The organism is Terriglobus saanensis SP1PR4 (assembly GCF_000179915.2).
GTDB classification, from domain to species: Bacteria; Acidobacteriota; Terriglobia; order Terriglobales; family Acidobacteriaceae; genus Terriglobus; species Terriglobus saanensis.
This window is the reverse complement of the sequence record NC_014963.1, coordinates 1,450,039-1,462,187: the sequence shown is the minus strand read 5'-3', so window position 1 is coordinate 1,462,187 and position 12,149 is coordinate 1,450,039. Positions and strand designations below refer to the sequence as shown.

The following is a 12,149-nucleotide window of genomic DNA, read 5'->3' as shown; positions in this document are numbered from 1 at the left end:
TGGGGGTACATCTGCGAGGACTCTTGAACGCATCAGGCGAAGTTTCAAGAATGAGGCGGCCTCAAAAGCTATTGTTCATGGTGTTGCTCTTGCTGATGGTCAGTGCATCCTTCGGTGCGCGAGGAGAAATGTCTGAAGCCTCCCCAGGAAACATGACGAGCGCAGACGAAGCGAACTCGCCTGGAGCCGGGTTGCTTCCTCCTCTTCCTGCGCCAGCATTTGAGGGAACGACACACACCTTCTGGACTCGTCGGGATGGCGCGCCCGGCAGCATCACGAGTCTCGCTCAAACCAAAGATGGCTATCTGTGGATTGGCTCTTCGCTCGGCCTATACCGGTTCGACGGTCTTCGTTTCGCCACATATCCATTTGGCCCCGCGGACCGGCAACTGCCCTCTCTGGACATAGCGGCACTTTCAGCCGACCCGAGCGGAGGTTTGTGGATAGCGTTGCGAAACACAGCTGTCGTTCATCTCAACGCGAATGGGACCAGCACGCACTATGGTCGTGATAGCGGATTGATACCAAACACGTTGGATGGAATCTTCGTGCGCCCAGATGGCTCAGTATGGGTAACAGGCGGCAGTAGACTGTTTCGTTTGGAAGGAGAACGATGGATCGATCTAAGAGAGAAGGACGGCCTTTTCAGTGGAGGGATCTTTTCGGTTCTCTTTGACCGTGAAGGAAATATCTGGGTCGGTCGGGACAAGAGACTCGCGATCCTCAGGAAGGGGGCAAACAGGTTTGAGGACTTGCCCTATGCAGTGCATTACGTCAGCTCCATCGTGCAAAGCAAAACGGGCGAGATATGGGTAGCGGACGCATGGCGATCTGTACGTTCTCTTTCGGACAAGAGTTCGAAAGGTGCTTTTCACCTTGAAGGTAAGGCCGAACTTCTTGTAGACAGAGAGGATACCCTCTGGATCGCTCAAGATGACGAGGGACTTGCGCGCATCCGAAACATCTCGGATCCCGGAAAGAAGCTCTCGATAGAAACTGCCGGCCTTGCTGACTTAAGCGCGCGGGAAACTCACGCGCTTTTAGAAGACCGAGAGGGCAACGTTTGGGTGGGCACCGATCGCGGTCTCGACCGGTTTAAGAAGACTCCGTTTATTCCGTTTCGTGCGACTGAACTGCGCTTTTTCCCGTCCCTCATTGCTGCAGATGATGGTTCCGTTTGGATCAATTCACACGGCTCCTCGTTGATGCGTGTTCTCGATGGCAAAACAACCCCCATCGGACCTCATGTCAACACGGGCCCTCTGGGTAAGCGCCGCAATGGCGATATCTGTTTCGCAGATCTGACAGCCTATGAACTGCAGTGCTATGGCTCTTCCGCAACCCGTGAAAAGCTGCCAGACGCGATGCAACATGTCCCGCCGAAGAGCTTGATAGAGGACACCGATGGGTCCTTGATCCTTGCAACACAAGGCAAAGGCATCTGGAGGTATGCAGACCGACAATGGGCACCATTCAACCAGGTCGGGCACTCACTCGGTGGTCCTTGGTCCCTATACTCAGACGCCTCAGGCAGACTGTGGTTAGGCTACGGAGAAAACAAGGTCGTGGTCCGTGATGAAGGCTCTTACAAAGAACTCCACGTTCAAGACGGATTGTGGAGCAATACTCTTGCGTTCGCAGAAGGGGCAGCGACGATTTGGCTGGGTGGATCCAATGGAGTGTGCTTCGTGGATGGACAGAGCCTTCACCGGATGCACACTTTGGATCGCGACCTGTTGCTCGGCACATCCGGGATCGCCTTTGATCGCTTCGGGAGCATGTGGCTCAACAGCGCAGCTGGCGTACTGCGTATTACACCTAACGAAATCATCCGCTTAAAGAAGGATCCATCCTACCTCGTGAGGGCTGAAGTCTTCGACGAAAACGACGGATTAGTGGGACTACCTACCCAGTACAAGCGTACCCCTTCTGCCATAACCGATAGTCGCGGTAATCTCTGGTTCGCAACTTCGGGTAATGTCGTCAGCCTCGACCCGAGCCGTCTTGGTGTGAGAGCAACGCTCCCCAGCGTCCTGATTGAGAATGTGCTTGTGGATGGACGGCCGGTCGTTCAGGCGCCTGGTCTTCCTGGCGCGGTCTTGCACACGTCTTCGGCCCGCTTCCATGATCTGGAAATCAATTACATCGGAATAAATCTAAGTGCGCCCGAAAGGGTCCGTTACCGCTACCGCCTTATGGGGGAGAATATGACTTGGCAGGATGCCGGAAGCCGCAGGCAGGCCTTCTACACTCGGCTCAGCCCTGGAACGTATCAATTCCAAGTCTCAGCAAGCAATGGCGGGGAGTGGAGTGACTTGGCAGCTCCACTAAGGATCGAAGTGGAACCCGCTTTTTATCAAACGGGGTGGTTCCGGGCTCTCTGCGTTCTTGCCCTCGGCGCCTGCGCCTGGCTGATTCTGAGTGCGCGCACACGATTCGTTACCGAACAATTGCATTCGCGGTTGTCGGAACGGCTGGCAGAGAGGGAGCGCGTTGCACGCGAGCTCCACGATGGCTTACTTCAAGGATTTCAGGGGCTGATGATGCGCTTCCATCTTGCCACTCAGGCGATTCCCAGAAGTGAACCTTCCCGAGCCGAGATGGAACAAGCGCTGGACCGCGCGGATGAACTTCTGATCGAGAGCAGGGATCAAATTAAACACCTGCGCTATGAGACGCTCGTGCCGTTGTCGTTGTACGAAGCCGTTTCACAATTACAGGAAGAGCTCGGTTCCCATGGCAGCGCCCGATTCTCAGTCACTGCCCAAGGCGCCGCGCGAGACTTAAACCCACTCAGCTACCCAGAGATATACGCCATTGCCCGTGAAGGGATCCTGAACGCCTATAAGCACAGTCGCGCTACTAAAATAGAGGTCACCATTGCGTTTAATCCGCGTCGACTCACTGTTCGTGTCCTCGACGACGGACGCGGAATCCCTCCCGACACGAGACAGTTTAAAGGGACTTCCGACCATTGGGGAATTGCGGGTATGCATGAGCGCGCGGAAAACCTCAGAGCCGAATTCAGGATCTCGTCTCCGGCGGAAGGGGGCACGTTGATTCTCCTCGTTGTACCTGCTGTGGTCGCCTACACTACTTCGCCTAAGAGTTTCTGGCAGAGGCTGCTGCATCGGAACTGATTCAACCTGGTTTCACGCTCCGCGTTTCGATTTTTTGAAAGCTAACACGCTTATCGGCGGTGGGCAGCCTAAGCATCGACAGAGAACACTCCACGAAAGTAGAATCCGTCTTCCCTCTATGGCAAATCTCTCAACATCGACGCGCAGTTTCCCGGAAAGCCGTTTCGTGACGACTAGTCGCATCCGCGTGATGTGTGCCGATGACCACCCGCTGATCCTAGACGGCGTCGCTCGCTCATTGGAGCGGGAGCCCGACATGCTGGTGGTTGCCGAAGCGGCAACTGGGGTTGAGGCCGTTGAGACGTTCCGTCTCCATAGACCTGACGTTGCATTGATAGATCTACAAATGCCGGGACTGAACGGCATTGACGTGATTTGCCAGATCTTGCAAATTAATCCCAGAGCACGTTGCATCGTGCTAACCACCTATCGCGGTGATGTGCAAGCTGCACGAGCATTCAAAGCGGGCGCGGTCGGATACTTACTTAAAACAATGCTTCGCAAGGAACTCGCACAAGCTATTCGGGCTGTACATGGTGGCTTACGCTATGTGCCTACTGAGATTGCGTCCGAACTTACACGGCATTTCTCGTCCGAAGCCCTGTCTGCGCGTGAGCTTGAAGTCCTCCGCTCTGTCTCTCGCGGATGGTCAAACAAAATTGTCGCGGATAAGCTGGCCATTTCCGAGGATACGGTGAAAGGTCACATGCGGACCATACTGGCGAAGCTGGGAGCGAATGACCGTTTGGATGCAGTGATGACCGCACTTCGCCGAGGAATCCTTGATGGATAAACCATTCTCGACGCCGGATTATTTGAATAGGGCTGCCTCCAAGTGCGTCCTGTCAGAGACGTCTATCTTAAGCTGCTTATGATCGCCTGTAGCGCGGGCGTCACAAGAGAGCACGAGTGGTGGCTCACGCTCAACTCAAGGCCGTCACCCTCTTCCCGATGCCGGAACCAGAGACCCGTGCGACGAATATCGGAAGGCACCATGATGAAACGTAGTTGGTACGGGATCCTCCGGTTGTTGACGAAGAGCAACAAATTCCGCTAGATGCTCATCTCCATGGAGACCTGTTTAGGCCTTGAACAGAGCAAACGTGTTGTACTCAATCGCCAGAATGACCGGCTTCGGCCAGATGTTCGCCTTGACGGTATTCTTGACCGCTACACAGAGGCTGCTCGTACTACTTGCCCAACTGCCCTCGTACATAGCGTGAGGCAGGTGAGTGAGTTCCTCTCCTGCGGAAGTGAAGGTTTGTTTAAAACCAAGGCTCTCCATACAACTGTGGAGCTTGTCGTATGTTCCATCGATGGGGTTGCCTTGCAACTCTACACGCACCAGGAAATTCGCCATCTTGTACCCCTCCCATTCAGTTCTCTGCGGGAGTGGCAACAGTATCATCTGCTGTTAAGTATCTCTATAGAAATATTGCGAATATTGCTGGTGTTTTGGCAGATGTCGCAGGATTTCATCTAGTCAGCGCTAACGAATTCAGAGTAAATAGAGTTATTGATTCCGACGCGAGAGCGGGATTCTTCATCAGCATACGGACAGGAATGTACCCAGACAGTGGCTCCAGCAAGTTCCGGAGCCGGATCTTGAGGACCTTATCTATCTCGCCGAACATAGCACGAACGACCCGACACGACACGGGTAAAAGCTTATCTCGATGCGACTCAAGAACAGATGAGACAGATCAGACAGACACTAAGAGACGGCCTCCGCATCTAGTGATCGCCACAGTTATGATCGGCGACTTTGGCACTACACGATCATGGTCTTCGGATCAGAAAACCCGCCTGCGAAAAAGAGCCACGGCGGACTGTTTCGGGTGCTCCGTGAAAGGCGACGTCAGCATCACTTCAAGATCGGAATTCAATGTTCGCTCCGGAAACGCCTCGTCAGGCGCTTCCCGGAGGGATGTAATGTACTTTCCTCGACATAGCGGAGGCTAGGCCGGAGCGTCAATTGGAACGACACAAACCAACTTCTTGTTAACGAATTCTTGGATGCCCAGACTGGAGAGCTCCCGGCCATAGCCCGAGTTCTTGACACCGCCGAATGGCAATTCAGGCGCGGTCCACGTCGGATGGTTGATGAAAACCATTCCGGTTTCTATTCGATCGGCAATCCGCTTTCCTCGAACGGTATCCGCGGTGAAAACAGAACCGCCCAGGCCGTACTTGGAATCATTCGCAAGCTGTACCGCCTCATCCTCATTCGCGACGCGAAAGAAGAGTGCTACGGGCCCGAAGAATTCCTCATCGTAGGCGGGCGTACCTTTCTTGATATCGGTCAGAATCGACGGCTGCATGAAGGCTCCCTTCCGGTCCAATCTTCCTCCCCCGATCAACACGTGAGCCCCCGCGCTGACCGAACGTTTGACCTGGTCGAGGAGATGGAGGAGAGCAGCTTCTGAGCAGAGCGGGCCCAGAGTTGTTGCAGCTTCCATCGGGTCTCCCGGGATCAGTGACTGGAGTGCCGCCTGAAACTTAGCGAGAAAGACATCGGCAACGCTTTCAACCACGATGAACCGCTTCGCAGCCACGCAGCATTGTCCGGTGTTATTCATTCTTCCCCAAACCGCCCACTCCACGGTCTTATCCATTTCTGCATCTTCGAGGACGATGAACGCATCACTCCCTCCGAGTTCCATCGTAGATTTCTTGAGGTTCCTGCCAGCCTGTGCCGCGACCGCAGATCCCGCGCGTTCACTGCCAGTAACAGCCACCCCCTTGATGCGCGGATCATCGATAAGCCGATCGGCCTCCTCGTCGGATACGAAGAGATTCGTGTAGGCTCCTTCGGGCGCGCCCGCTTCCTTGAACAACGCGACAAAGGCAAGAGCACACTGAGGCACAGACGGCGCGTGCTTTACCATCACGACGTTGCCAGCCATCAGATTCGGTGCAACGAAACGCGCGAGTTGGTAGTAGGGGAAATTCCATGGCTCGATCCCGAAGAGGACACCAATAGGAGCGCTCGCGATGACCGCCTCGCCGTTCTTTGGAGAAAGCTGCACTGGAGCGAGAAAGGATTCTCCATTCTCAGCGTAATAATCGATGATGTCTGCACTGAGAGCTACTTCACCTCGACTCTCTCCAATCAGCTTCCCCATCTCCAACGTGATCAAATTGGCGAACTCATCCGTTCGTGATCGTAGGATTTTTGCTGCCTTTTCGAGGATGGACTTCCTTTGCGCGTATGAAGTTTCCTTCCAGCTTGCAAAACATGTATCGGCTTGTGCGACGGCTGATTCAACCTGGGCGCTCGTATGTTCCGGGAACTGCATCGTGCGCTCCCCTGTGTAAGGATTAGTGCTTTCGTATGGCATAGGTATTCCTTCCGTTCGATTAATGAAGTTGGCGAAGATAGGTGCTTAGCGCTTCGAGGTCTGCCGGCTTCATCACGACGGGCTGCATTCCGCCTCCGCTCATCGTGCTATTGGGCGCCTGCAAGAGCGCCTCAAGCTGGGCGTCGGTGTATTTCCCAGCAACCCCAGTCAATGCGCCTGCCGCGGCGGTGCCAACTCCGCCTTCTCCATGGCAGGAGTTGCACGACTGCGCTTGAAACAGGGCATGCCCCTTCGCCACCATTGGATCCGCGGAAGCAAGGTTGGCAGAGACGCTTCCTGCCGTGGACTCCGGAACAAAGGGAGCTGCCATGAAGCGGCGAGCGTCCGCATCCTGCGCGTGCATCTGGGAGGCCATGGATGGATCACTGTAGTCATCGCGGTAGCTGGCAATTCCAAGGCCCGTGTAGACGATGAGAAAGAGGAAGAATGCGCCAACCGAGATGGGACGCTTCCAGGGTCTACGCTCCAGGCGACGATCGAGGAAGGGAGCCGCAGCAAAAATAAGCGCGAGCAACGCGGGAAGCATAATTCCGCCGACCAACGACCAGCGCCCACTGAGGTACTTCAGCCATTGGAAAGCAGGCCGGTAATACCATTCCGGACGCGGCAGAAAATGAGTGTCGGCAGGATTAGCAGCTGGCCCAAGATCCATCGGGATCGTCTTCGCAATCACAGCAAGAATGCCTATTAATACGATAGCGAACGCCGCATCCATGAATACCTGGCGCGGATAAAAAGGCACGGAGGGAAGACGCGGGTTCACGGGATCTTCCTTGATAGGCCCCGCTGCTCCGGCCTTACGGAAAAAGAAGATATGGCCAACGATGAACGCGATCAACATTCCAGGCAGAATGAAGACGTGAAACACAAAGAAGCGCGACAGAGTAAGCGTTCCCATTTGGTCGCCGCCGCGCACGAGTTTCTGCAGAATCGGACCGATCCAGGGAACTTCCGCAATGAGGTTTGTTCCAACGGCGGTCGCGAAGTAAGCCTTTTCATCCCAGGGCAGAAGATAACCCGTGAAGGCCATGCCGAGCATAAGCGCCATCAGAATGCAGCCCGATAGCCAAAGCAGCTCGCGGCGTCCTTTATAGGACCCATAGAGTACGGTCTGTCCAATATGCAGGCACAATAGGATGATGATGCCGCTCGATCCGTAGGCATGGATACTGCGAATGAACGAACCTGCCGAAACAACCTTGACGATATACGACACCACCGTGTGTGCATGGTCCGCCGACGGGACATAGTAAAGCGCCAGGAAGACGCCCGTGATGACCTGTGACATGAACAAGAACAGGAGGCCAGAGCCGAAGATATAGGCCCAGCTTGCGCCACCATGGATCGGTTCATCCAACGACTCGTGGAGGATCGAGTCAATCCCGGTGCGATCGTCAAACCAGGAATCGACCCGGTCCACGATTTTGGGCTTCTTGTCCTGTTCAGGGATGAGTTGATTCGACATGATCTTTCCTCGCCTAAGCCATTGGTTCTTTGTTGGAGACCAGTTGACGGAAGTATTGGTAACGGACCTTCAAGGTGCCATCCTCCACCTTCGCTTCGAGGGCATCCATCGAACGCGGTGGCGGCCCACCGAGGCGCTCGCCCTCCGCAGTGAACGATCCCGAGTGACAAGGGCAGATGAATTTATTTTGCGCATCCTGCCACTGCACGGAGCAACCAAGATGTGGGCATATCGGCGAAAGCACCCGAAGCTCTCCATTCTTGGCCGGCAATACGTAGACAGCGGTTTGTGAGGAGGTCGTTTGCCACGCGTCCCGCCGTTCCAACGTGATGGTCTTTGCAACAGGCGCAGTCAGTGACGTGAATTCAGAGACCAGTCCGACATCGGACCATTCGGTCTCACTTTCAGTTTTACGAAGCGGAAAGGTGGCAAAACGGAAGAGTGGGACAGCCAATAACGCGGCCACCACACTTCCACATACCGCGAACATTGCCATGACGAACGAGCGTCTCCCGGTCGGCTCTGCGACTTCCGTGTCTTCCCGCTTTTCGATCAGTTCTTCCATGTTCTTCCCATCCCTGCTGACGCGTAATATTTGAATCAGTTCGTCGACGAATATCGCCGTCGTCTATTGCAGTTTGCGGATGTAAGCGACCAATGCCGTCATCTCCGGGTCGGTCAACTTACCAGCAAAGGCAGGCATCTTGCCCTTACCGCTCTTGATTACAGTGAGAAGATCTGAGTCTGATTGTTTGATCACATCCGGCGCATTGAATGCACGAGCACCCATCATCTTTCCTGCGGGGGTGTCCCCTAATCCCGTCGCGCCATGGCACATCTGGCATTTTGCGGCGTAGGGATTTGTGGGCGCTTGCGCGTGACTGACAGTAGCCATGCAAAAAATAGCAACTGCAGAGAGAGTGGCAGCGTAAAGAAATTTCATAGTGATCTCCGTGATGTGGGCATGGCCTTAGAAGGCGTAATGAACTGCGAGCGTGCAGATATTTCCGTGGAAGCTGCGAGGCAGGGTAGGTCCGCTCGGACCGCCCTCCCCATAACCGTAGAAGTTGTAGTCGCCTTTCCACATCCAGTTGGGGGCAAGATCATAAGCAACATTCGCGTAGGGAGTATGGAACTGCGACTGGAGAGAGCCGGGCACCTGGCGGATATTGATGGCGTCGGTTGTGCCATTGACCGCGCTCACGCGATAGCCGCCGTTAAGATGTACCTTCTTGACTGGGTTCACCATAAAGCCAAAGGACACAAACTGGGTGGGTGCATTGTAGTAGCCGGTGCTCGCGAAGGGTGTCGCCGCCGCAACGCAAACGGCAGGCGCGACTATGGCCGTAGGAGGAGCCGGAGTCGAGGCATAGCATTGCAGTGTGCTTGCGAAAACATCGTCGTACGAGTAATTGACGTCAAACGACCAATGACTGTTACGCGAGAAGGATGTACCAAACGAGAAATCCCGATTATGTTCGAGATGGTTGACCGTCTGTACGTTGTCACGGCTCTCTCGAATATTCACCGTGCCGTTGAAGGTCAACCAGTCGTGCGGCTTGTAGGTCGTACGCAAGATGTAGTGCTGCATCTGCCGCGGACTAATGCGGGTGAATGATTTGTCCGCATACATGGCCTCTACGTTGAAGTTGACGCGTAGCAAAGGAGTAGGACGCAGCGCGACACCGAACAAACCCCAGTCTTCATGAATCGGAACAAATTCTCCAGCTGCGTTGGTAATTATGCGACTGCGATAACGGAATCCACCGTCCACACGCGCACGAGGTGTTGCATCCCAGATCATCAGAAACGTATCAGTCTTGGTCTTTTGGTTGAGAAACTGATGGTCCTGCGTCGTGGTTGTCGTTGTTGCGCCAGGAGCGGCAAGCAAGGTTGTTCCGGCGTAGTTAGTTTCCGTAAAGGAATTTGTGCCTGGGATGCGAAAGTCAGCAAAGTTATATAGGTTCGTCGCCGCCAGCTTTGGCGTAATCTGCCATGTCAAGCTCAGGTCACCATTGACGTTAATACGGCGTATGCGTGCAGAGCCGGTCACCACCGATTCTCGCAACGCAGAGCGCGATACCAGCCCATTGAATGTCTCGTTATAGTTGCTCAGATTGCTGGTCGTGGCACTGTAGAGAACGCGCCCATTCAAGGTGAGTCGTGGAATCGAAGCACTCTGAAAGCGCAGTTGCTCCGTTGGTGTGAGCGTGCGCGTCGGTGCCGAACGACTGTATCCGAGGAAAGCGTTGCAGGTTGGATTGACGGTACCGCTGGTGGTAAACGGAGCGGCACAGGGAGTCGCCCATACCGACGACAAATCGATTCCGAGTGCAACGGGAGCTCCATTCGAAAGCACGTTGTTGAGCCCCGTCAGTTGCCAGTGAGTATCACCCTTGTAGTGCATAATGAACTCGTCGAAGCTGATGGTTGTGTGGGGATCGACTTTCCAGTCAAGTCCACCGTTCCAGGTGTCCGTACCGTTGCGCCAAAATTGCGTGAGAAGGCCTTCCCCCCCTTCGTGGATGGTGCTGTTCGAGGGACCCTGGCTGATAATGTGCGAGTATCCGGTCCGAACGCTGAACCTTGCCAGAGGCTCCAGCGTCAGGTTCAAGTCCGTCATACGGCGAACCGTATTGAAAAGATGTGGAGAATGGAGCACCGGAACGTAAGGAAGCGATGTCGACGGTATCAATGGGTTCACGAGGAGATCGTAGTCGGAGTACTGGCGGTCACGACGAAACGTCCCGCGGAAATCGTACAGCTTTCCCTTGGAGAAGTTGAGCGTGGAAACGTTGTTCGGATCTCCACCATAGCCGAAGCTGGTTGAGGACAGATGATCGAACAAAAGAGGGTGACCGGGGTGAGCCCAAACCATATTCAGGGAGAAATCGAGAATACGAGGGCCAGATTGAATATTGACCAGCGTGGCATACATGGCGCCGCTGCCGCTTTGTGAGACGACGTGAGTGCCGAAATCGATGGATTGATGGATTGCATATCCAAAGCGAATATTGTCTGTGGGAGTCACTGGAGCGGAATCAGGAGAAGGCTTTGTGGGGGTCTGAGCAGGGGGCGGAACAGTAAGAGGAGCCGATGGTGCGGTACTTCTCGTAGCTGGCGGTTGGCTGGTCTGTGCTTCCGCGCGGGGAAATGCCATCGAAAACATCCCCATGCAGAACGCAACCATCGCGAACCCGCCCAGGCGTGGGGCCTTCAAAATGTGGAGCGTCAGCAATGAGTTCGTCATATGCGGCTCTCCTCTCATTTGAAGAAATCGAGATCGGCATTTGAGCCGTGAATCTGGGTGTGACAACTGGTACAAGACTGGTACTGGTTTGCCTGGTTATGAAACGAAGGCGTGCCTGGCGCGCTGAAGTTCATCGATGCCGAGTGGCATTGCAGACAAAGCGAGTTGACGTTGTTCTTCGTGAGCAGGCGTACGTTTGGAGAACCGTGCGGGAAATGGCAGGCGGTGCAGCCTTCGGTTTTGAGCGGCGGATGCTCATAGACGAATGGTCCCAACGCTTCGACATGGCATTTGGTACAAATGGCGTTTTGATCGGCGTTGGCCCGAAGCAGCTTGTCCTGCAACGTGCCATGCGGATTATGACAATCGCTGCAAGTCATAACTCCCTCATTCACCTTGTGATGAAAAGGTTGCGAGAACGACGCCTTCACATCGGTGTGGCATGTGTAACAAAGCTTGGGTTCCGCCACCTTCAATAGGTGCAGTTCACTCTGCGGGCTGTGATTGCTGTGACAGGACGTGCATCCTATTCCTGCGAGAGCGTGAGCCGAACGATCGAAGTCCGCATGCGTTCCAAGATGACAGGAAAGGCATTTTGTATTGACCATCTTGGGTGTTGCTGTACGGAAGCTGAAGATCTTTGTTTTATCGCCGCCGGATTCTACGTGCGCCTGCCCCGCACCGTGACAGCTTTCGCAGGTAACGCCCTTCCCGCCGTGTGTCAGTGCCATTTCAGAGTGAGGATTTGAACCAAACTTCTTTGAGATATCTGCGTGACACATGGCGCAGGTCTCAGCACCTACATAACCTACAGTCATCGAGGCAGCAGCGGTATACTTTGCCACTGAGGGGGCGGCCTGGGCCATCCCGGGAGACGTCGGCCATAAAGTGGCAGCGACTACCAACAACGGAATCGTCAGCCATCGTTTCAT

The 12,149-nt window shown here is 54.7% G+C and carries 9 protein-coding genes; 2 read left to right on the top strand and 7 right to left on the bottom strand.

The genetic code is table 11. The features are described from left to right. The first annotated feature begins 128 nt into the window (after positions 1-128). Positions 129-3,140, top strand: a complete 3,012-nt coding sequence (locus ACIPR4_RS06095) for a sensor histidine kinase (protein WP_187290254.1) — start codon at positions 129-131, stop codon at positions 3,138-3,140. Positions 3,141-3,258: 118 nt separating this feature from the next. After that, positions 3,259-3,933 carry a response regulator transcription factor gene (locus ACIPR4_RS06090; protein ID WP_013567777.1) on the top strand — a complete coding sequence of 225 codons (675 nt, stop codon included), beginning with the start codon at positions 3,259-3,261 and terminating at the stop codon, positions 3,931-3,933. Positions 3,934-4,221: 288 nt separating this feature from the next. Here the strand turns inward: ACIPR4_RS06090 and ACIPR4_RS06085 are convergent, their stop codons facing one another. The 7 genes from ACIPR4_RS06085 to ACIPR4_RS06055 all read right to left on the bottom strand — a co-directional run bounded on the left by ACIPR4_RS06085 (position 4,222) and on the right by ACIPR4_RS06055 (position 12,149). Next, complete coding sequence (locus ACIPR4_RS06085) at positions 4,222-4,500, bottom strand: hypothetical protein (RefSeq protein ID WP_013567776.1); 279 nt, start codon at positions 4,498-4,500, stop codon at positions 4,222-4,224. A 598-nt stretch (positions 4,501-5,098) separates the two neighbouring features. After that, entirely contained in the window at positions 5,099-6,481 is a 1,383-nt protein-coding gene (locus ACIPR4_RS06080; RefSeq protein WP_013567775.1) for an NAD-dependent succinate-semialdehyde dehydrogenase, read from the bottom strand. Between the two features lie 19 nt (positions 6,482-6,500). Then, on the bottom strand, positions 6,501-7,967 hold the full coding sequence (locus ACIPR4_RS06075) for a cytochrome b N-terminal domain-containing protein (protein WP_013567774.1): 1,467 nt from the start codon (positions 7,965-7,967) through the stop codon (positions 6,501-6,503). A gap of 13 nt (positions 7,968-7,980) precedes the next feature. Then, entirely contained in the window at positions 7,981-8,532 is a 552-nt protein-coding gene (locus tag ACIPR4_RS21515; RefSeq protein ID WP_013567773.1) for a Rieske (2Fe-2S) protein, read from the bottom strand. A 63-nt stretch (positions 8,533-8,595) separates the two neighbouring features. Beyond that, entirely contained in the window at positions 8,596-8,910 is a 315-nt protein-coding gene (locus ACIPR4_RS21510) for a c-type cytochrome (protein WP_013567772.1), read from the bottom strand. Between the two features lie 27 nt (positions 8,911-8,937). Next, positions 8,938-11,217, bottom strand: coding sequence for a porin family protein (locus ACIPR4_RS06060; protein ID WP_013567771.1), 2,280 nt, complete (start codon positions 11,215-11,217; stop codon positions 8,938-8,940). Positions 11,218-11,231: 14 nt separating this feature from the next. Beyond that, positions 11,232-12,149: a DmsE family decaheme c-type cytochrome gene (locus tag ACIPR4_RS06055; protein WP_013567770.1), complete on the bottom strand. Its 918-nt coding sequence runs from the start codon at positions 12,147-12,149 to the stop codon at positions 11,232-11,234.